This window comes from Chitinophaga sp. (assembly GCF_039596135.1).
Classification (GTDB): Bacteria; Bacteroidota; Bacteroidia; order Chitinophagales; family Chitinophagaceae; genus Chitinophaga.
In genome coordinates this window covers 1-20,158 of record NZ_JBCNKH010000043.1, presented here as the reverse complement: position 1 = coordinate 20,158, position 20,158 = coordinate 1, and the positions used below count along the sequence as shown (strand labels likewise).

Annotated in this window: 19 protein-coding genes; 11 read left to right on the top strand and 8 right to left on the bottom strand. The window is 44.9% G+C overall.

The annotated features are described in order from the left end of the window. Positions 1 to 14: 14 nt before the first annotated feature. Together ABDW16_RS21680 and ABDW16_RS21675 are read right to left on the bottom strand one after the other, a co-directional pair. Complete coding sequence (locus tag ABDW16_RS21680; RefSeq protein ID WP_343672639.1) at positions 15 to 617, bottom strand: hypothetical protein; 603 nt, start codon at positions 615 to 617, stop codon at positions 15 to 17. Beyond that, positions 577 to 1,191, bottom strand: coding sequence for a hypothetical protein (locus tag ABDW16_RS21675; protein ID WP_343672638.1), 615 nt, complete (start codon positions 1,189 to 1,191; stop codon positions 577 to 579). The genes ABDW16_RS21680 and ABDW16_RS21675 overlap by 41 nt, the downstream gene beginning before the upstream one ends. Before the next feature lie 496 nt (positions 1,192 to 1,687). Here ABDW16_RS21675 and ABDW16_RS21670 point away from each other — a divergent pair, with 496 nt between their 5' ends. Beyond that, positions 1,688 to 2,257 carry a hypothetical protein gene (locus ABDW16_RS21670; protein WP_343672636.1) on the top strand — a complete coding sequence of 190 codons (570 nt, stop codon included), beginning with the start codon at positions 1,688 to 1,690 and terminating at the stop codon, positions 2,255 to 2,257. 672 nt (positions 2,258 to 2,929) lie between these two features. Here ABDW16_RS21670 and ABDW16_RS21665 read toward each other — a convergent pair. The 3 genes from ABDW16_RS21665 to ABDW16_RS21655 all read right to left on the bottom strand — a co-directional run bounded on the left by ABDW16_RS21665 (position 2,930) and on the right by ABDW16_RS21655 (position 5,102). Further along, entirely contained in the window at positions 2,930 to 3,607 is a 678-nt protein-coding gene (locus ABDW16_RS21665; protein WP_343672634.1) for a response regulator transcription factor, read from the bottom strand. A gap of 247 nt (positions 3,608 to 3,854) precedes the next feature. Then, the gene (locus tag ABDW16_RS21660) at positions 3,855 to 4,613 is read right to left on the bottom strand and encodes a CpsB/CapC family capsule biosynthesis tyrosine phosphatase (RefSeq protein WP_343672632.1); all 759 of its coding nucleotides are present in this window, start codon (positions 4,611 to 4,613) and stop codon (positions 3,855 to 3,857) included. A 9-nt stretch (positions 4,614 to 4,622) separates the two neighbouring features. Beyond that, positions 4,623 to 5,102, bottom strand: a complete 480-nt coding sequence (locus tag ABDW16_RS21655; protein ID WP_343672630.1) for a GAF domain-containing protein — start codon at positions 5,100 to 5,102, stop codon at positions 4,623 to 4,625. A 286-nt stretch (positions 5,103 to 5,388) separates the two neighbouring features. On the opposite strand from ABDW16_RS21655, the gene idi reads away from it, so the two are divergent. The 6 genes from idi to ABDW16_RS21625 all read left to right on the top strand — a co-directional run bounded on the left by idi (position 5,389) and on the right by ABDW16_RS21625 (position 9,999). Next, positions 5,389 to 5,904 (top strand): isopentenyl-diphosphate Delta-isomerase, encoded by a 516-nt coding sequence (gene idi, locus ABDW16_RS21650; RefSeq protein WP_343672628.1) that lies wholly within the window; start codon positions 5,389 to 5,391, stop codon positions 5,902 to 5,904. Positions 5,905 to 6,087: 183 nt separating this feature from the next. Further along, the gene (locus ABDW16_RS21645; RefSeq protein WP_343672627.1) at positions 6,088 to 7,047 is read left to right on the top strand and encodes a (-)-gamma-cadinene synthase; all 960 of its coding nucleotides are present in this window, start codon (positions 6,088 to 6,090) and stop codon (positions 7,045 to 7,047) included. 288 nt (positions 7,048 to 7,335) lie between these two features. Next, the gene (locus ABDW16_RS21640; protein ID WP_343672625.1) at positions 7,336 to 7,989 is read left to right on the top strand and encodes an acetyltransferase; all 654 of its coding nucleotides are present in this window, start codon (positions 7,336 to 7,338) and stop codon (positions 7,987 to 7,989) included. A 13-nt stretch (positions 7,990 to 8,002) separates the two neighbouring features. Beyond that, positions 8,003 to 8,239 (top strand): acyl carrier protein, encoded by a 237-nt coding sequence (locus ABDW16_RS21635; RefSeq protein WP_343672623.1) that lies wholly within the window; start codon positions 8,003 to 8,005, stop codon positions 8,237 to 8,239. 5 nt (positions 8,240 to 8,244) lie between these two features. Continuing rightward, a complete protein-coding gene (locus tag ABDW16_RS21630; RefSeq protein WP_343672622.1) occupies positions 8,245 to 8,985 on the top strand; it encodes an SDR family oxidoreductase in 741 nt (246 codons plus the stop codon). A 9-nt stretch (positions 8,986 to 8,994) separates the two neighbouring features. Continuing rightward, positions 8,995 to 9,999, top strand: a complete 1,005-nt coding sequence (locus ABDW16_RS21625; protein ID WP_343672620.1) for a ketoacyl-ACP synthase III — start codon at positions 8,995 to 8,997, stop codon at positions 9,997 to 9,999. A gap of 33 nt (positions 10,000 to 10,032) precedes the next feature. On the opposite strand, the gene ABDW16_RS21620 is transcribed toward ABDW16_RS21625, so the two are convergent. Beyond that, positions 10,033 to 11,070, bottom strand: a complete 1,038-nt coding sequence (locus ABDW16_RS21620) for a hypothetical protein (protein WP_343672618.1) — start codon at positions 11,068 to 11,070, stop codon at positions 10,033 to 10,035. A 107-nt stretch (positions 11,071 to 11,177) separates the two neighbouring features. Here ABDW16_RS21620 and ABDW16_RS21615 point away from each other — a divergent pair, with 107 nt between their 5' ends. The 4 genes from ABDW16_RS21615 to ABDW16_RS21600 all read left to right on the top strand — a co-directional run bounded on the left by ABDW16_RS21615 (position 11,178) and on the right by ABDW16_RS21600 (position 15,828). Then, entirely contained in the window at positions 11,178 to 12,809 is a 1,632-nt protein-coding gene (locus ABDW16_RS21615; protein ID WP_343672616.1) for a sodium/sugar symporter, read from the top strand. 155 nt (positions 12,810 to 12,964) lie between these two features. Beyond that, on the top strand, positions 12,965 to 14,161 hold the full coding sequence (locus ABDW16_RS21610; RefSeq protein ID WP_343672614.1) for a DUF3440 domain-containing protein: 1,197 nt from the start codon (positions 12,965 to 12,967) through the stop codon (positions 14,159 to 14,161). Between the two features lie 11 nt (positions 14,162 to 14,172). Next, positions 14,173 to 14,781, top strand: a complete 609-nt coding sequence (locus ABDW16_RS21605) for a ParB/RepB/Spo0J family partition protein (RefSeq protein WP_343672612.1) — start codon at positions 14,173 to 14,175, stop codon at positions 14,779 to 14,781. Positions 14,782 to 14,949: 168 nt separating this feature from the next. Beyond that, positions 14,950 to 15,828, top strand: coding sequence for an inositol oxygenase family protein (locus tag ABDW16_RS21600; RefSeq protein WP_343672611.1), 879 nt, complete (start codon positions 14,950 to 14,952; stop codon positions 15,826 to 15,828). A gap of 201 nt (positions 15,829 to 16,029) precedes the next feature. Here ABDW16_RS21600 and ABDW16_RS21595 read toward each other — a convergent pair whose 3' ends face one another. Then, complete coding sequence (locus ABDW16_RS21595; RefSeq protein ID WP_343672609.1) at positions 16,030 to 16,542, bottom strand: OmpH family outer membrane protein; 513 nt, start codon at positions 16,540 to 16,542, stop codon at positions 16,030 to 16,032. Between the two features lie 384 nt (positions 16,543 to 16,926). Beyond that, on the bottom strand, positions 16,927 to 19,857 hold the full coding sequence (locus tag ABDW16_RS21590) for an FAD-linked oxidase C-terminal domain-containing protein (protein WP_343672607.1): 2,931 nt from the start codon (positions 19,855 to 19,857) through the stop codon (positions 16,927 to 16,929). Positions 19,858 to 20,158 lie beyond the last annotated feature (301 nt).

The window sequence follows — 20,158 nt, the reverse complement described above, 5'->3', positions numbered from 1 at the left end:
CAACCTTATACTTTTTACTTATCCAGCACTACCTGATTAAACATACCCTTCATCTTCGCTCTTACTTCCTTCCCATACCTATCCTCAATCTCCTTTCCTCCGAGCGTTGTAGTAACATGCGTTATCAACCCTGTACTAACATGATCTTCCGCAAAATCCAACAATACCTTCGCCATTAGTTCAAATGTAGGACCGAAATACCCCGTCGGCATTTCCCTGCCCAGCCCATCCAAACAGCAGGAGGTATGAACCACAGGTAGCAAAGCATGCCTGCCTGTGATCGCATACTGATCACTGAGATTTGCACAATTGATCATCTTAAAAGGTCGTGGATCATCATCAACTTTTATTTTACTGATGAACCGCATCAGGCGGGTCTTGCCAATATTGGCAGTACCCATGACCAGCAACCCTTTTTGAAGATCAATATTCAGTGCGGCTGCTTCTGTTTCATCGCGCAGCGCCCATCCCAGTATTTGTCGTACAGCAGTAAAATGATAACGCCTGAAGGTGAAGTCCTGCCACTGCGGGTATTCCCTGATGTGCTGTTCTATCAGGGAATAGATAGCCTTGTAGTCAAATAGGCTCCTGATATTTACCTTTCCCTTCGCTGTCATTGGAAGACTGTTTTTTATTAAGCAACCTGTAAACCGCTACCTGTGTAAGGGACTTCCAGTCCTTTATCGGTTCCCCATTCTTCGTTTTCCAGCCTTTTCTGCTGTAGTAACTATAGAACCGGGTGGCTTCATTGTCAGTGAGGCCCTGGGCGGTGTAGATGGCTATTACCTCTTCCAGTGACGGTGCGTGAGAACTCTGATCTTCTCTTATCTCTATCTTATTATTATTCAGATCAGATAGATCAGTATCGGATGAGATACTGATGTGCCGCGGTATATCGGCGTATAGGGGCTTCATGACTACAAAAGCGTCTCTCAACCCTTTTCCATATTGAGCAATATAGCCCCATTTTACAAGTTCCGACATGTATCGGAAGTAAGCGTTCCTGGAGCCTATGTCTGATATGGGCATCATTTCCCGGGCTTTAATCCTTATTACAGGGTTTTCTTTCTGTTTCCGCCACTTCATCACAAGGGCGAAGTACAGGGAGATATGATGCTTTTTGATTTTTTTATCGGCAATGGCGTGTGTATAAAAAGCCGTAAGCTGGATTTCAAAGTTAAAAGTTTGCATATGCAATGAGTGACTTTAATTAAATAATGTGATGATTATTAATAAGTCCGATTGCATGCTATGAGTACTAGAACACGTGATACATTCCGCTGATGCAACCGGCGATCACGAAGTATCGAATGATGCAAGGGTACATAGTAGGATTTTAATGGTGAATAAGGATAAAGTAACGACAGCAGCCTGCTGCGGGAAGTACAATGGAAATATTTTTTTAAAAATATATGTGCGCCACCGTAGTATCTCTCCAGAGGTATCAAAAGCGGTACGGATGGCGCTACATCTGTAGTACCTGTATAGAGGTATCAAAAGTGATACGGATCAAAATAGTCGTATATACTATATAGTTATATACCAGCCGCAGGGTAGTTTTTTGTATAATTTTTCTCCCTACTATTGCATCGAAATGATCCACCGGAGCTGTACCTGTAGCAATAGAGCGGTACCTGTTGCTTCATCCGGTTGTCAGTGCATTGTTCAACAAACAAAAATATTAAACATGGCAATAGCAAATAAAAACCTCTTTCTCGCAAAACTGTCCGGCTCCATCGGTAACCAGATGACCGTCAGGGTGCGCAGAGAAAATACCGTTCTCGGTAAAAAGGTAGGCGCCTATTCCCTGCCTCCCAATGAACAGCAGTCGGCTGTCAGAGATCGTTTTTCAATGGCAGCCGGTTATGCGCAAAGTATCCTGGCAGATGCTGCTAAAAAAGCACTATACCAGGCAGCAGCCGATAGCTCAAAAGTCGGTGCATCTGCCTACAACCTTGCCCTCAAGGATGCGTTCGATGCCCCTGAAATAAAGGAAGTGCAGACAACAAAATACAAGGGCAATATCGGTGATCCCCTGTCCATAGACGTCAGAGATGTGGTCGATGCAGCCAGCGTAGTAGTGAGCATTGTGAAAGCTGATGGTACACTCGTGGAAACCGGCAATGCGGTGAAGCAGCGTAAATGGCGCTGGCAGTATACTGCCACTGCCGCCAACGACGCCGTAGCAGGTAGTATCATCAATGTGGTAGCGACAGACCTGGCAGACAATGAGACAATAGTTGATTTTGAAGCATAGGGTTAACTTTCATACTGATGAACCCCCCGGATGATTCTTCATCCGGGGTTTTTTTATTTCAACGCCCCCCAAAACTAATTGCTTAAACCGCACCATATTTTATCAATCATCCGACAATCAGTGAGATAACGGGAAAATTTCTGCAGATTTCACGGTATGTATTTAGTTGTAGTTCCCGGTACCCGGAAGTAATCGTATATATATCTTAGTGCATGCGTACAGATGCACCTGTATCGGGTAGTCGTGTGAAAATGACGCTGGATAAGGGCCTCTGCAATATCCCATTAACGTGGGATGGAAATGAACGAATGGCAAAAATAATAAAAGAATAATTTCGCGTTAACCAAGGGTTAACAAAATCGTATCGAGTAATGCATTAATATTGCATAACAAACATTGCAAGGGTAGCCCCAGCTACTTAATTTGAAACAAAAAATTCGGTAACTGGGGTTAACAAACAATGGATGAAAGACCGGCTTTCCATTCATGGTTGGCCGTTTTTTTTTGCCCAAAAATGTCCACCAGATGGGGCTGACGCTAAAAAACAACCCTTAGGGCATATGCCAGATCCCCGCATCTCCCACATAAAAGTACCATATACCCACAATGCTGCCTGTCTCCCCCGTCCCCGGGTTCAACGCGACATATATTATGAGAAATGGGTAAACTACCTCATTTCATAGCACCTGCAAAACCAATAGCAAACTTAACAAGCGCATTGGGGCCGGACAATTGTAACTTCTTAGTGATATTATGCCGGTGATTATCGACAGTCCTCACACTTATACATTTATAAGATGCAATATCCCTGCTACTCATCCCTCTCGCTATCATACCAAGTATTTTAGCCTCCGTTTTACTCAGCCTGTCATTGATGGCAAGCGTACTTACTTCCTGCAATGTCATTTTTTCCCGCATATAATAATTAGGGGTGTCCCTGATGTGATGAAACCTGCTGATGCGGGAGTGAATGCTTTTCAGCAATTCCTCGCCCGTAAAGGGTGCCACAAGGTAATCATCTGCACCCAGGTTCATGCCCTTGCGCATGTTCGCCGGCATATTCGGACGGGAAAAGAGTATGAAAGGGATCGGCTTCAGTACCGCATCATTTCGTAGTGTGATCAGGAATTGGTAGCCAGTAGCGTCCTGTACCATCGCATCGCAGAGAATGAGATCGGGGTGATGTTGATAGGCCATTTCTATACCCTCTGTAATTGAGTTGGTGTTGAGAAGGGTGTACTGCTCTGTAAGCAATTGCCGGATTTTCCGGGCCATGCCTGCATCGCCGGTTACTAAGAGTATTCGCTGGGTAACATCATTTACGCCAGGGTCATTATTAGGTACGTTCATGGTATATGGTTTTTCTCATACGGTTGCTATGAGAATAATCAATTGTTGTTGAATCTGAGTAATGGTTTAGGATCGGAATAGAATAATAACAATCTTAGGGAGGCTTTGCAGAAAAGATATGGGGTTTTTTAAGTGTGAGGCCTGTGTAAAGATATTGCTTTTTTTTTAGAATACATCAACCACTGCGGAAAGCAACGCTTTCGCAGTGACAAAAAAAAAGGCGAAGCATCGCTTCGCCGCCATATTATTAAACCTGGGGAACCAGTTGAATCGTATTATTTTTAAAAGGGTAAGTATCCAGCAACTTCACCAGTTTTTTATCCTTCCCAATTGCTTTAATAGCCTGCAAATGCTTACTATGATGCAAATCAGTGCCAATAAAGTCTATTAATTTATTTTCAATCAGCCATTCCGCCGCTTTCTGAATATGCCTGCCATAGTACCCCGTCAGGGAGAGCAGGTTTACCTGCAAAAGACAACCTCTCTGTTTAAAAACCTTGTATTCTTCCAGCTGCGTATGGTAGTAATTATATCTTTCCGGATGTGCCAGCACCGGGCGGTAACCTTGTGCTGAAAGTTCAAAGAGCCATTGATGCAGTTGTGGCGGTGCACTCATAAACGAGATCTCCACCAGCACCAGTTCACCATTCAGTGTCATGAGCGGCGCCTTCATCAGCTCTTCAAAAAATTCATCCATGTAGTATTCTGCTGCATGGTGAAAATGCACAGGAATATTCTTTTCAGCCAGTGCATTTTTTACCTGTTGGTACGGCTCACTCAGGGTCTCAACAGAATTTGGATAGCGGTCCATCATGCAGTGTGGGGTCGTTATCACATTCCGGATACCAAGTGCATGCAAGGCTTCAATAAATTCTATAGATGTGTCGAGGTCCTGAGAACCGTCGTCCACAGCGGGTAACAGATGTGAATGAATATCAGTGCCAATACTTGCCAGAAAGGGCAGATTGGTCCCGACGTTTTCAGATTTTTTACGAAAGAAAAACATAATTGTAATTTATTCCTCAAAGTTCAGGCCGGAGATGATCGCCTCCAGGTATTGCCGGTCCGTTTCATCAAAATGTGACAGGTGTTCACTATCTACATCCAGTACCCCAATCACTTCGCCCTGGCGAATGACAGGCAGCACAATCTCAGATCTCGAGAGACTCGAGCAGGCAATATGCCCCGGAAATTTTTCTACGTCAGGAACAATGAGGGTGGTGGCCTGTGCCCAGCTGGCACCACATACGCCACGGCCTTTTTTAATGCGGGTGCAGGCTACCGGACCCTGAAAGGGGCCAAGCACCAGTTCATCTCCTTTTACGAGGTAAAATCCTACCCAAAACCAGTTAAATTGCTCTTTCAGCGCAGCTACAGTATTAGCAAGGTTAGCCACCAGATCGGGTTCCCCTGCTGTTAGTGCCTCTATTTGCGGAATGATAGACTTGTATTGGGCTGTTTTGTCTCCTTGTACAATGCTTAAATCTTCTGCCATAAGCTACAAATATACGGTAAACTTAAGATATGGGAGACCAGCCACTACCGTACCAAAAGATAGAATGAACAAATATTGTCGTATATTCAGGGCGTATTTTTTAGCCAATCAGCCCGTTCTTTCTTAACGGCGTTCCTATTGAAGACCCCACACAAAACAAAACCTTTAAAAGACTACAGTCATGAAAACCATTCATTCGCCACCGCATGCATGATGCTTGCCATTCAGCATTCAAATTGCCAGTTGTTTATAATGCCAACCGGGTTTTAGTATATTTGTTACGATTATGGAAGCACAGGTAATTCTAGTTAACGAACAGGATGAAGTGACGGGGGTAATGGAGAAGATGGAAGCTCATCGGAAAGGACTATTACACAGGGCGTTTTCTGTATTTGTCAGGAATGATGCCGGAGACATGTTGTTACATCAGCGTGCACTTGATAAGTATCATTCAGGAGGATTATGGACCAATGCCTGTTGTAGCCATCCAATGCCAGGAGAAACGGTCGCACAGGCGGCCCATAGGCGCTTAACAGAAGAAATGGGTTTTGACTGCCCATTGTCAGAATTGTTTCAGTTTACCTACCGTACAGATTTTGATAATGGCCTTATAGAGCATGAATATGACCATGTACTCATGGGGACATATAACGGTACAATTAACCCGAACCCACAGGAAGTAAACGACTATCGGTTTATACCTGTAGAAACCATAACCCGGTTGTTGCACGAACAACCTGCACAGTTCACCAGCTGGTTTAAGCTGGCTTTTCCAAAAGTTATTGAGCATCTGGGCAAATAAGGTTGTCAAAATGCAGTAAGAGAACCAGGGAGCCGTCGTTTTTAATGACAGCACCAGGAACCTCTTTTCCTGAATGTTTGAGGGTTTGATCATCCGGCACCCCGGAAGGTCGGGCCCTTCCTCATTTTTACGCCCCTAATTGCCGCAGATGCATGTACCCACTCAAAAAAAATCCTCTTTTTTATGCCAACGATCATTATGCCACGGATTGCATATCCGTTTCCCTCTCTTATTAACCAGCATGTAGAAGCTGCACACGCCCAGAACCTGGCCTTTGTTACGCAGTTTGGTCTTGTCAATACGCCCGAAGGCATTGCTAAATTTAACAAAGCACGCTTTGCATGGCTGGCGGCAAGAGCCTTTCCATATGCAGCACTGCATGAACTATGCGTGATCGCTAATTTTAATACCTGGCTCTTTATGCTCGATGACCAGTGCGACGAAGCGCAATTGGGTAAGAAAGCAGTATACCTCGAGAGCGTGACGGACAGTTTTATGCAGATCTTACGCAATAATACGCCAGTGGATAGCATCCTCGGCCGCAGTTTTGCAGATATCTGGGAACGCATGCAGGCACTGGGCTCGCCAGGGTGGCAGTTACGGTTTATCAGGAGCATGGAAGAGTATTTTACTTCCTGCCACTGGGAGGCCGGCAACCGTGCCGCCAATGTTACGCCTACCGTAGCAGAATACGTGACCATGCGCCCTTACACCGGCGCATTATTTGCCGATGTAGAGGCTATCGAGATCATCGAAAAGGTCTACCTGCCCGCAGAAATTCTGCAGCATTTTATCGTGCAGCGATTGGTTTTAGCTTGTAACAATATTGTGTGCTGGAGCAATGACATTTTCTCCTGTGCCAAAGAGGCAAAACAGGGCGATGTACACAACCTCGTACTCGTATTGCAGCATGAACGGCAGCTGTCCCTGCAGCAGGCAGTCGACGAAACTGCACGCATGCACAACGAAGAAGTAAAACTCTTCACCGCGCTCGAAAAACTGGTGCCCTCATTTGGAGAAGTGATGGACAAGGAACTGGAAAGATTTATTATGATCCTGCGGTCGTGGATTACCGCAAATTATGACTGGAGTTTTTATGATACCGGCAGGTACCAGGTGAGAGCCATTGAAATTGCACACTAAACACAACCCTGAAGTTTAGGCAACTGCTATTTTAATTAAGCGGCTTGAGTTCGGTAGTTTACTGGACTCAAGCCGTTTGTCGTTGGATAATCGGGCCTTCAATTGCATTCAATACATTATAATCCCAAAGGTTAGATGATTGCGTGGGCTTCCATAAATAGAAGTTTTTTTTTAGAAAAGCTCACAGTATCAGCGGTTTAACTTATTTTTAACAAGTTGTTCCTGTAATTCTCTTAATATTGCACGAATTTTTTTAATATACCTATAATCAAATAGCCCCAAATAAACATGGGAAAGATTGCAATTTATGGCGCCGGGGGATTCGGCCGTGAAGTAAAAATGCTCATTGATCAGGTCAATGAAATGGAAAATAAAGGCCCCAGGCTGGAGTTTGTCGGGTTTTATGATGATGGTATGGAAGCCGGAAAAATCGTAAATGGATACCCTGTTTTGGGGGGACTGGCCGCGTTAAATGAAGTAAATGAACCAATGGGAATATTGGTCGCCATAGGAAATCCTAAGGTCAAGAAAACTATTGTTGAGAAAATCCTGAACCCCCAAATCCATTATCCTACACTGATCCACCCAAATGTGATCATTGGTAAGGATGATGTGAGCATTGGTGAAGGCTGTATCATCACAGCTGGTTGTATTATCACCGTAAATATCCGGATTGGTAAACACGTGATTCTGAACCTGGGATGTACGGTAGGACATGATACGATCATTGGCGACTATTCCTCATTCATGCCATCTGTGAATATCTCTGGCGAAGTGGTTATTAAAGAGGGCGTGTATGCAGGCACCGGCGCTAAAATAATTAACCGTTGCGAAATTGGTGAAGAAACTGTCATTGGGATGGGAGCTATTGTCTCCAAATCCCTGCCTCCTAAATGTACAGCCGTTGGGATGCCCGCCAAACCCGTAAAATTTCATGATTAAAAATAAATATTAAATGGAATCAAAAGAATCATTTCTGGAAGCTTTTCAAGGATTATTTGACGAAACCTCACCCGAAGAAATTCAATTAGAAACTGAGTTTAAAGAAATCGGAGAATGGAGCAGCCTCACCGCATTGGCTACTATCGTAATGCTCGAAGAACAATTTAATACCAGCGTAAATGCACGCCAGATTGATGAAGCGAGGACTGTGGAAGACCTGTATAACATTACTGTAACCCAGAATTCCTGATTATAGTGACGACATCAACTTTATCAGCCAAAAAAATTCTCATTACCGGCGTTTCTTCAGGCATAGGTCGTGTACTAGCCAGGGACATCTCGCAATATAGCGCCGAACTGCATCTTACAGCAAGAAACGAGGAGCGCCTGAATGAAACCATTCGCTTGTATACACAGGGAACGGCTATACCATACCGGGCTGACTTAACATCCACAACCGATTTGCATCAGCTGACAGATGCACTCCCTGTATTGGACGGTATTATACTGAATGCAGGAGTAGTTGAATATCTGCCGGTAAAATTGATTTCAGAGAAAAAGCTGAGAGACGTGTTCTCAGTAAACTTTGATGCAAACGTGCTATTGATTCAGCTATTGCTGAAAAAAAAGAAAATAGCAGCTGGCGCATCTATCATATTTATCTCTTCCATTTCTGCACAATTGGGGGTGCCAGGCACTGCGCTCTATGCAGCTTCCAAGGCTGCACTTACAGCTTTTGGAAAAGTATTGGCAAGCGAGCTGGCTCCACGTAGAATCCGTGTAAATACAATATCTCCCGGTATCGTAAAAACGACAGCTATAGAAGATAATAATAAATTATCTACTGATGCGATGACCGAAGCAGAAAAGGCATATCCGCTGGGATACGGTACAGCAGAGGACATTACGGGCCAGGTAGTTTATCTTCTCTCTGATCAGTCCAGGTGGATGACGGGAAGTGATATTGTAATGGACGGAGGATTTATGCTACAATAAAATTCGAAGATGAAAGCATACTTACAAGCTACAGCTTTTTACCTGCCGGAAACCGTATTGAGCAATAACGAGCTGAATCAATTATATCCGGAATGGTCTGTTGAGAAAATTGCAGAGAAAACAGGTATTGTTAACAGACATATTGCTGGCAAGGACGAGTATGTATCTGATATGGCGATTGCTGCGGCCAAACGCTTATTCGAAACGCACCCCGGTGCTGCAGAAAATATCGATTTTGTGATACTCTGTACGCAGAGCCCGGATTATATGCTTCCTACCACTGCCTGTATCATTCAGGAAAAACTTGGGATATCTACCAAAGCAGGGGCTTTGGATTTTAACCTGGGTTGCTCTGGTTACATATATGGCCTGGCGATAGCAAAGGGATTAATTGCAGCGAATATTGCAAAGAAAATCCTTTTACTGACAGCAGATACATATACCAAATACATTCACGAAATGGATAAATCAAACAAAACGATTTTCGGTGATGCTGCAACCGCGACTATTGTTGCGAACGAAGGTATTGCGGAGATCGGTGAGTTTGAACTGGGATCTGATGGCAAAGGTGCAGAAAACCTGATTGTTAAGGAAGGTGGCAGCAAAGCACCAGTGCTGACTTTCCAGGAGGAAACAGACCAGTATGGTAACGTACACAGTTCTTCATGCCTCTACATGAATGGACCTGAAATATTCACATTTACCTCCAGGGCGGTACCAGGATTGGTGAATGAAACAATGGTCAAAAACCGGCTGGACATGGAGCATACGGATCTGTTTATTTTCCATCAGGCAAATCTGTATATGTTGAATCACCTCAGGAAAAAGATTAAAATTCCCGATGAGAAGTTCTTTGTGTATATAGAAAATACCGGAAATACCGTTTCGTCTACTATTCCAATAGCATTGGCCAAAGCCATCGAATACGGCCAGATAAAGGAAGGGAATAAAGTATTACTCGCCGGATTTGGTGTAGGGTATTCCTGGGGCGGAACCGTTTTACATTTTCAGTAATAATAAAAGTCTTTTCTTTATTTAAAGGCTGATCTACTTAGGATCAGCCTTTTTTAATCTCCTTTCCAATAACTTCCCGATCCACCAGAAAGATACCGCCAGGATAGCGAAAAACAGTCCTTTGTGCGTACGGTCCCAAAGGTATTCAAAGTAACGTGTATACATATCCAGTAGCAGGAACAATACCGCCATGTCCCTGACCATTGTATCCTGTTTTTTGATGCCAAACAATAACGCACCCACACAAAGAATCGTAAACCCGATCACCCACCAGAGCAAATGCACCTGCCGTACCTGCTGCCATTCTTCCCAGTTGGCCGTATTGCCAAAAATAGAAATCAGCCAGCCGGAAAGGAAAAAGAGCAGCCAGGCCCCCGTCCAGGTAATATCCTCAATCCGCCTGTAATGTTTATTTTTATAAAATGCAGCGTGAATCAGCATCATCAGCGCCGCCAATAGTATCATCCGGCAGGGGAGGTTCATGCCCAAAAAGAACGGCTGGTCATGACTGATAAAATAAGTCAGCTTTACATACGCCGGTATCAGGCAAAGCAGCGTCGCTGACCACAGTAACCTGCTGGATAATACCACGCCGAGTACACCATAGCAGGCGGTAGCCAGCAACCAGAACACCCCGTAATTACCATTCAGGTAATGCAACGACTTGCCCAGGTATACTACGCTGACTCCTATACTAAGTATGGGCAACAGCCAGAATAATTCCCTGTTGAGTGAGTATACCGGGTAGCGCTGTTGCCTGCGGTAACCGTGGAGACACAGGAACACGGTGAGTAGTGCAAAACCCGCAGCGATAATACCATCATCGAGGGAGAACTTCAACCTCAGTACCTCAATCCACTTTTCATCGAGCACCAGTGCACCAAAAGCCATGAGGGCACAGGAGATGGCCGCGATAAAAATATAAAGGGTAATTGCCTGCCAGTCCGTAGCCCGGATGTGCCAGGTGCCCCGCAGGTTTTGCGCCTGGTCGGGAGTAATGAGGGCATCGGTTTCCCACTGTGAAATGGCTCTTTCAAGCAGGTGGGCGTCTTTTTTGTCAACTTCCAGCATATTGAGTAAATATAATATAAATTGAAAAGCCTACATTAATTCCGTATATTTTCCTTTCTTTGCCCAGTTATAATTTTCCCTAAGGCCAATTAAACAGCTTAGTTGTAATGAAGCATTTGCAGCAACTTGATTATATCGTCTTCCTGATTTATTTCGTGATAGTAGCGAGCTACGGCTACTGGATTTACCAACGCAAGAAGTCTGCCATGGCGAGTTCCAAAGACTTCTTTCTGGCAGAAGGGTCATTGACATGGTGGGCTATCGGGGCTTCACTGATCGCATCCAATATCAGTGCAGAGCACTTTATAGGCATGTCAGGGTCAGGGTTTGCGCTGGGATTGGCAATATCTACGTATGAGTGGATGAGTGCTGCAACGCTGATTATTGTCGCCGTGTTTTTTATACCTGTATACCTGAAAAACAGGATTTATACCATGCCCCAGTTTTTATTGCAGCGGTATAATTCTACAGTGAGTACCATTATGGCCGTATTCTGGTTGCTGGTGTATGTATTTGTGAACCTCACTTCTATTATTTATTTAGGGGCACTGGCTATCTCCGCCATATCAGGCATTGATTTTTACTGGTGCATCTTCGGACTCGCATTGTTTGCCGTTATCGTGACTTTGGGCGGAATGAAAGTGATCGGGTATACCGATGTGATCCAGGTGATTGTACTGATTGTAGGAGGACTGGCTACTACTTACCTGGCATTGCACATGGTGAGCCGGCATTTTGGCTACGGCGATGATATCTTTAAAGGGTTGAGCTTAATTAAGGAAAAAGCAGATACGCATTTTCATATGATCTTCCCTTCCACACATCCGTATTATAAGGACCTGCCGGGATTGTCAGTGCTGATAGGGGGGATGTGGGTGAATAATTTAAACTACTGGGGATGTAACCAGTACATTATACAACGTACGCTGGGTGCGGACCTGAAAACAGCGCGCAGTGGTATCCTGTTTGCAGCATTCCTGAAATTGCTGATTCCTGTAATTGCGGTACTGCCGGGTATTGCAGCGTATGTATTATATAAGAATGGCGTGTTTGGCGCAGAACTGCACGATGCTGCCGGGGCATTAAAACCGGATCAGGCGTATCCTACCTTGTTGAATTTATTGCCTCCAGGGTTGAAAGGACTGGCATTTGCCGCGCTCACAGCAGCTGTGGTAGCGTCGCTGGCAGGTAAGGCCAATAGTATATCTACCATCTTCTCGCTGGATATTTATCATAAGTATTTTAAGAAAGATGCAACGGAAAAAGAGTTGGTGCGGATAGGGCGGTATGTGGTGATCATTGCCATGTTAATAGCAGCGGTGGTGGCACCGGCATTGCGTACACTGGACCAGGCGTACCAGTTTATACAGGAGTACGTAGGTTTTATCGCACCGGGGGTACTGGCTATCTTCCTTTTAGGTTTGTATTGGAAAAGAACAACTACGAGAGCTGCCATGGCGGGTGCATTGCTTACTATTCCATTGTCAGTGGTGCTCAAGTTCCTCCCGGCCTGGACGGGTGGGGCATTCCCCGATTTGCCATTTTTGGATAGGATGAGCATCGTGTTCGGTTTGCTGATAGTAATTATGTTGATACTGACTTATGCAGAAGAGAAAAGTAAGTACCAGGAGCCGGTGATCATCGTAGATAAAAAGATGTTTAAGGCGTCGCCTGCATTCGTGGTAGGGTCCGTTATTATAATGGGTATCCTGACGGCGTTGTATACAGTATTCTGGTAAAAAAAATCTCTTGTTAAATTTTAAAAGGCTTTCGTCATGGAAGCCTTTTTTTATTTACAACCTCCTCGTTATAAAACGTTGCTGTTCATATAGTTAATTTGATGAGTGCCGGGGTATTTAAATTTATTTTTTTAAATTGAGTAATAAAACCCGGCATGTATAAGAAGTATAGCAATACGGCAGTATATGACGCATCTATTGATCGCTTGGATTTTATCTATTCGAACTTCAACAAAATATACATCGCATTTAGTGGTGGAAAGGATAGTGGGGTCATGCTAAACATGGCAATAGAAGTTGCCCGCCGTCATAACAAATTGCCGGTGCATGTATTGATAGTTGACCTCGAAGCACAATATCAGAAAACAGTTGAATTTATTTTGAGGATGGTATCCAGGGTTGAAGTGAAAGCCTATTGGGTTTGCCTGCCGCTTAATTTACGTAACGCTGTTAGCCAATACCAGCCACATTGGATTTGCTGGGACGAAGAAAAACGGGACTCATGGGTGCGGGAATACGCAGATCATCCGGCTGTAATAAAAGATCAGCAATTCTTTCCTTTTTTCAGAAAGGGGATGGAATTTGAAGAATTTGTAAGGGAATTCGGGAAATGGTTTGCCCAGGGCGAAGACACTGCCTGCCTGGTAGGCATACGTGCAGATGAAAGTTATAACAGGTACAAAACGATCGCCAACTTTTCCAAAAGCCGTTACCAGAATAAACAATGGAGTACAAAGATCGCCCCGCACTTCTATAATTTTTATCCTATATATGACTGGAAAACGAAGGACATCTGGATTGCAAATGGCAAATATGACTTTGATTATAATAAGCTCTATGACCTGATGTACCTCGCCGGTATACCACTTTCCAAAATGAGGCTTTGCCAGCCATATGGAGATGATCAGCGTAAGGGATTATACCTCTATAAAATACTTGAACCGGAAGTATGGTCAAGAGTAGTAGGCCGGGTGGAAGGAGCTAACTTCGGCAACCGCTACAGTGAAAATAACAGGATCGCATTTGCAAATTTTAAAATGTACCTGCCCGAAGGACACACCTATAAGAGTTATACCCGTTTTTTGCTGGATACCATGCCGCCTCATCTGAAAGAACATTACGAGAAAAAAATAGATAAATTCTTATCCTATTGGCGGGTTCGTGGGTATGCAACAGATATCCCGGAAACAGCCGACCTGAAGCTTGAAGCAAAGCGTAAGGCGCCCTCATGGCGGCGAATTTGCAAAGTGTTGTTGAAAAATGATTATTGGTGTAAGGGACTTTCTTTTTCAGAAACCAAAAAGGAGATGACGCGCCAGCTAAACCTGCTCTTAAAAACATCGACACTATAGTAATTTGAAATATGATCAGTAAAATCATTGAAAGCCACAGACACGATTCCTTTGAAAAAAAAGTAGAAATTTTTAACAGCATTACAGAACAGCTGTATGAATTTATTGGCCTCCCGCATCCGGTGTTAAATGTACAGTTAATACCCATAGATCACCTGGAAGGGAATGATTACAATCCCAATAAGGTAGCCCCTCCTGAAATGAAACTGCTGGAGCTATCGATCAGGAAAGATGGTCTTACCATGCCGGTAGTGGTAGCCAAAGAAAAAGCAGATAACCATTGGGTGGTCGTGGATGGATTTCATCGCACAGAAGTTTGTAAAAATATAGCAGACATTGGGGCGGGGCTGAATGGATATATCCCGGTTACCCGGCTCGATAAATCGTTGGAAAACCGGGTGGCTTCTACTGTAAGGCATAATATGGCCCGGGGCACGCACCAGATAGAACTGTCTGCTAAGCTTGTTACTTTTCTGAGGCGAAAGGACTGGTCCAATGAAAGAATTGGAGAGGAGCTGGGGATGGATCCGGACGAAGTGCTGCGATTAAGGCAGATTACCGGTCTGGCAGAGGCATTTCAGGATCAGAAATTTTCTGATTCATGGGAGAGTTACGAATAGAGGGGCGCTTTCCCCACCACTGGTTACAGTTTATTCAGAAATTCCCCTCTTTTTTAAAAAAGCACAAAACTACCTCAAAATCACCCAAAAACATTTGTTGAAATCGATTGAAATTTGTAAATTCAGCTTATCAAGTCTGATTCCACTCTTTTATTTAAAACTACACGTATGAAAGCACATGAATTCTCCGGTGAGGAGCTTCGCCCACTGCAGAGTATTGAACAATGGGAAGATGATGTACTCCTGCGCTATCCGGATGCAGGTGAACCAGCCAAAGCCAAAGAAGAGTTTCGTAATTATGAAAACCCCGGCAGAGACACTGTACGGGATTTTTACCGCCTTAATCATACCTATCAGACTTATGAGTTTGTGCAGGAAAAACGGGCCGATTTCCTGCGGTTCAACAGGAAAGAAATGCCGGTATGGGGCGCCATGGAATTCCTGAACACCCTGGTGGATGATTCAGATCCGGACATTGACCTCGACCAGCTGCAACACCTGTTGCAAACAGCAGAAGCCATTCGTGCAGACGGGCATCCTGACTGGTTTGTGCTGACCGGTTTTATCCATGACATGGGAAAAGTACTGTGCCTGTTTGGCGAAGCCCAATGGGCGGTGGTGGGAGATACCTTCCCGGTAGGTTGTGCTTTTTCTGACAAGATCGTTTATCCTGAATTTTTTGCGCTGAACCCCGATACCCGGGATGAGCGCTATAATTCCAAATATGGTGTTTACAGCCCTAACTGCGGCCTGGATAATGTATCTATGAGCTGGGGGCATGATGAATACCTGTACCAGATGATGAAGGATTACCTGCCGGAACCGGCATTGTATATGATCCGTTATCACTCTTTCTATTCACAGCACAGGGAGCATGCTTACGAGCACCTGATGACCAATCATGATAAAGAAATGTTTGAGTGGGTGAAGAAATTCAACCCATACGATCTGTATAGTAAGAGTCCAAAACCACCGGTTATCTCCGAATTAAAGTCTTATTATGAGGATTTAATTGCAAAGTACCTGCCGGCAACTATTCGCCTTTAAAAAGGGCTTATATCAAAAAATTGCGGCCGTTTCAGAAATGAAACAGCCGTTTTTTTTATTCAGACAACTAATGGAAAAAAAATCTTTGTTGCGGTGGTTAATCACTTAAGTAGAGTAGAACCCCTCCCGACCGGGAGGGGCTACTTCGAATTCTTCTTTCGTTTGTCGTGTGAGGGTTGGGTATCAATGGCGAAAGACCGCTTATTTTATGCCTAATTTCTGCTTTGCTGCTGGCATAAGATCTTCGCAGGTAGCAGTAACCACAATATCTTTTGAATTGTCCAGTACACATACATAACCCTTCTCCGCCGCCAGGTCTGCAATAGCTTTCTTCGCCCTTGCCAGGATCGGTGCAGTGAGTTTTTGCTCCCTGTCCGACAACTGCTGTTCCATCTTTTGCCTGTATTCTTCAATATTGTTTTTGGCCAGTTCCAGCTCCTTCATTTTCACCTCCCTGATAGCGGGGCTCAGTTTCTCCTGCGTACTATCAAATTCACTCGCCCTTGCCTGGTAAGCAGCGACTAATGCCTGCCCGTCTTTAAGTAATTCCTGTTGATATTGTTGCAGTGAATCATATGCTTTCCGGGCTTCCGGCATACTGACAACTAATTGTTGCATATTCACATAGGCGATTTTGGCCTGTGCAAATGATGTAGAAGAAAAGAATGCGGTAATACAGAGCAACAGGATAACGAACGTAAATTTTTTGCGCATAGGCTTTGTTTGGTTAGAAAAAGGATAGCGAAACAACAACTTCATAAGCAATCCCTTCGGATCAAAACTGCATGTGACAGTTGATCCGCTACCGTGATAATGCTAAGGTGAAAAAATGTCTTTTAATAAAAAGTTAAGGTAATGATAAAGGAAAGTTAAGCTGTAGGGGTTGGTTGTTGATCCGGTTGAAATATTTTGAAGGATTGTCTTATGGGGATTTTCTGATCTTAGCCGGCCGTAGGCCATTTGCCACTGCCCCAAAAAATAACGCCAAAAAATAACGCTTCTTAGCCGGCCGCAGGCCATTTATCCCCCCCAAAAAAATAACGCTTTTGCCTACGGCAAAAGCGTTATTTTTTGGCGGTTTATGAATGCAACATTAACCTACTTCAGCGCATCAAACAATATCTCAATCGGGTGCATCGCCTTCTTCCCCGTCCCATCCTTCACCTGGTGCCTGCAACTCGTACCCGGCGCCGCTATCAGCGTACCCTCCTCCGCACTCCTCACAGCAGGAAACAACACCAACTCACCTATCTGCATAGACAAATCATAATGCTCCTTCTCATACCCAAATGACCCCGCCATACCACAACAACCAGAAGGAATCACCTCCACCGTATACTGCGCCGGCAGTGATAAAATATTCTTACTAAACAATGCAGAAGACAACGCCTTTTGCTGACAATGCCCATGCAGTTTAATCTGTCTTTTCTGATCTGTAAATTGAGCAGCTGTAATATTCCCTTTCTCCGCCTCCTTATTCAAAAACTCATCAATCAAAAATACATTTTTCGCCAACTCCTTCGCTGCTGCTCTCAACTCTTCCCGCACCAGATCAGGATACTCATCCCTGAAACTCAGAATCGCCGAAGGCTCTACACCCAGCAAAGGCGCATTATCATTAATCACCTCACTAAAGATGCGTACATTCTGCTCTGCAAAAATCCTCGCCTTGCGCAGCAACCCTTTAGACATCCATGCACGTGCACTCTCAGGGTGCTCAATCATCACCACATCATATCCTAAGCGATGCAGCAACTGCACCGCTTTGATACCAATATGCGTATCATTGAAGTTGGTAAACTCATCACAGAACAGGTACACCTTTTTAGTCGCCACCGGCAATGATGCCTTCATACCCGGCCACTCTTTCTTAAACCAACGCCGCAGGGTAGTAGACGCTAACCCCGGCAGTGAACGATCTTTTGCAAAACCGGAAGTTTGCTTAATCAGGTTACCGGTTGCTTTGGTATTGATCATCCAGTTGTAAATGCCCGGTACATACTGTGCCAGTGCATTCAGCCGGGTATAGTTACTGATCAGTTTCGCCCTGAAAGGCACTCCATTCGCATCGTAATAATGCTGCAGGAATTCCATTTTCAGTTTCGCCATATCCACATTCGAAGGACATTCAGACTTACAGCCTTTACAAGCCAGGCAAAGGTCCAGTACATCTTTGATCTCCTGGTGGTCAAAGCGGTTTTCTTTGGTAGAATGTGTCAGGAACTCACGCAGGATATTCGCTCTTGCACGGGTGGTATCTTTTTCATTGCGGGTAGCCATATAACTGGGACACATGGTACCGCCACTCAATTGTGTCTTGCGGCAGTCGCCAGAGCCATTACACTGTTCTGCATGTTGCAGAATGGTTTGTTCCGGAAAGTGGAAGACGGTTTGAATAGGTGGTGTTTGCTGCCCCGGTGTATAACGCAGCATGCTGTTCATGCTCGGGGTATCTACAATCTTATTTGGATTGAAGATGTTCTCCGGGTCCCACGTATATTTCACTTCCCTGAGCAGTTCATAGTTTTTATCTCCGATCATCTGGCGGATGAACTCACCACGCAGTCGGCCATCACCGTGTTCACCACTCAGGGAACCTTTGTACTTCTTTACGAGCGTTGCAATCTCTTCGGCAATTTTGCGGAAGAGGGCGTTCCCTTCTTTGGTTTTCAGGTTGATGATAGGACGCAGGTGGATCTCACCACTACCAGCGTGCGCATAGTGTACGCAGTAAAGGTTATTGGCTTTTAAGATCTCGTTAAAGTCACGGATGTAGTCGGGCAGGTCGTAGATATCGATGGCGGTATCTTCGATCACTGGCACTGCTTTTTCATCGCCCGGGAGGTTACTGAGCAGACCGAGACCTGCTTTGCGCAGTGTCCAGATCTTCGTTGAGTCAGCCCCGAACAGGAGGGGGAAGTGGTAGCCCAGGCCGGCAGCCTTTAGTTCGGCAGTGAGGCGGTCGGCAATTTCGGTGATTTCATCGCGGGTATTGCGCTGGAATTCAACAACGAGAATGGCACCGGGATCACCCTGCACAAAGAAGCGGTTCTTGCGCTGTTCGATATTGTCTTTGGTACATTCCAGGATGTAGTGGTCGATCAGTTCACTGGCGCTGGGTTTATATTGCATGGCAATAATATTTGCGCGCAGCGATTCGTCTACATTGTTGAAGTGTACGCAGAGCAGCCCTGTTTCTTTGGGAGGCAGGGGCGATACGTTGACTTTAATTTCGGTGAGGAACGCGAGGGTACCTTCGGAACCGGCAATGAGTTTACAGAAGTTAAAGTCTTCTTTGCCGGCAGTGAAGGGGGCCGTTTCCAGCAGCAGGTCTACGGCGTAGCCGGTGTTTCTGCGGAGGATGCTGGGCTTGGGAAATTCGCGGCGTATTTCTTCCTGGTGGGCGTGGTTCCCGAGCAGGGTACGCATTTGTTTGTACACGGCGGTTTCCAGGCTGCCGTCGTTCCTTTCGCAGCGGGCATGAAACTCATCGGCAGAGATGCTGTTGAAAGTCACGTCCGAACCGTCGCTGAGAATAGCCTTTACTTCGAGCAGGTGTTCGCGGGTGCTGCCGTATACAACGGAGTTGGAGCCGCAGGAGTTATTGCCCACCATCCCGCCTATCATGGCGCGGTTAGCGGTCGATGTCTCCGGGCCGAAGTAGAAGCCGTATGGTTTCAGGAACAGGTTGAGCTCATCGCGGATCACGCCGGGCTGAACTCTTACCCAGTGTTCTTCCGTATTGATTTCGAGGATTTTGGTGAAGGTGCGCGACACGTCTACCACTATACCGTTTCCGACTACCTGGCCTGCCAGCGAGGTACCGGCCGTACGCGGAATCAGCGACGTTTTGTTTGCCCTCGCAAAACGGATCAGTGTTTTGATGTCTTCTTCATTGGCTGGAATAGCTACTGCCAATGGCATTTCTCTGTATGCTGAAGCATCTGTGGCGTACAGGGTACGCATGGTGTCATCTGTGTATAACGTTCCGGTAAATTGTCCGGCAAGCTCCCTAAGCTTTTCGCGCATATTAGTCTTCCCTTTTCAGAAGGCAAAAGTACGGTTTAGAATGGTGGAATGCAAATGGGTGATTTTGTTGGAAACTTTCTAATGAATGGGGGATTATTTGCTGTTTTTTTAATAAAAGCCTTGTTTTTTGGCTGTGAATTCCAAAATTAAAAGCTAATTCAGCTATAGCATAACTATACTGCCATTAGTACACTATAAGTATATTAAAAGTACATTTCTATATCGATTCGATATTGAGGTGCACATTTAGTGATGTATTAGTACTCATTTAGTGTTAAAGCTTCACTATGGTTTGGGTAAG

Coding starts and splice junctions, on each gene's coding strand:
- ABDW16_RS21680 (WP_343672639.1), bottom strand. CDS start 617: ATGACAGCGAAGGGAAAGGTAAATATCAGGAGCCTATTTGACTACAAG.
- ABDW16_RS21675 (WP_343672638.1), bottom strand. CDS start 1,191: ATGCAAACTTTTAACTTTGAAATCCAGCTTACGGCTTTTTATACACAC.
- ABDW16_RS21670 (WP_343672636.1), top strand. CDS start 1,688: ATGGCAATAGCAAATAAAAACCTCTTTCTCGCAAAACTGTCCGGCTCC.
- ABDW16_RS21665 (WP_343672634.1), bottom strand. CDS start 3,607: ATGAACGTACCTAATAATGACCCTGGCGTAAATGATGTTACCCAGCGA.
- ABDW16_RS21660 (WP_343672632.1), bottom strand. CDS start 4,613: ATGTTTTTCTTTCGTAAAAAATCTGAAAACGTCGGGACCAATCTGCCC.
- ABDW16_RS21655 (WP_343672630.1), bottom strand. CDS start 5,102: ATGGCAGAAGATTTAAGCATTGTACAAGGAGACAAAACAGCCCAATAC.
- idi (WP_343672628.1), top strand. CDS start 5,389: ATGGAAGCACAGGTAATTCTAGTTAACGAACAGGATGAAGTGACGGGG.
- ABDW16_RS21645 (WP_343672627.1), top strand. CDS start 6,088: ATGCCAACGATCATTATGCCACGGATTGCATATCCGTTTCCCTCTCTT.
- ABDW16_RS21640 (WP_343672625.1), top strand. CDS start 7,336: ATGGGAAAGATTGCAATTTATGGCGCCGGGGGATTCGGCCGTGAAGTA.
- ABDW16_RS21635 (WP_343672623.1), top strand. CDS start 8,003: ATGGAATCAAAAGAATCATTTCTGGAAGCTTTTCAAGGATTATTTGAC.
- ABDW16_RS21625 (WP_343672620.1), top strand. CDS start 8,995: ATGAAAGCATACTTACAAGCTACAGCTTTTTACCTGCCGGAAACCGTA.
- ABDW16_RS21620 (WP_343672618.1), bottom strand. CDS start 11,070: ATGCTGGAAGTTGACAAAAAAGACGCCCACCTGCTTGAAAGAGCCATT.
- ABDW16_RS21615 (WP_343672616.1), top strand. CDS start 11,178: ATGAAGCATTTGCAGCAACTTGATTATATCGTCTTCCTGATTTATTTC.
- ABDW16_RS21610 (WP_343672614.1), top strand. CDS start 12,965: ATGTATAAGAAGTATAGCAATACGGCAGTATATGACGCATCTATTGAT.
- ABDW16_RS21605 (WP_343672612.1), top strand. CDS start 14,173: ATGATCAGTAAAATCATTGAAAGCCACAGACACGATTCCTTTGAAAAA.
- ABDW16_RS21600 (WP_343672611.1), top strand. CDS start 14,950: ATGAAAGCACATGAATTCTCCGGTGAGGAGCTTCGCCCACTGCAGAGT.
- ABDW16_RS21595 (WP_343672609.1), bottom strand. CDS start 16,542: ATGCGCAAAAAATTTACGTTCGTTATCCTGTTGCTCTGTATTACCGCA.
- ABDW16_RS21590 (WP_343672607.1), bottom strand. CDS start 19,857: ATGCGCGAAAAGCTTAGGGAGCTTGCCGGACAATTTACCGGAACGTTA.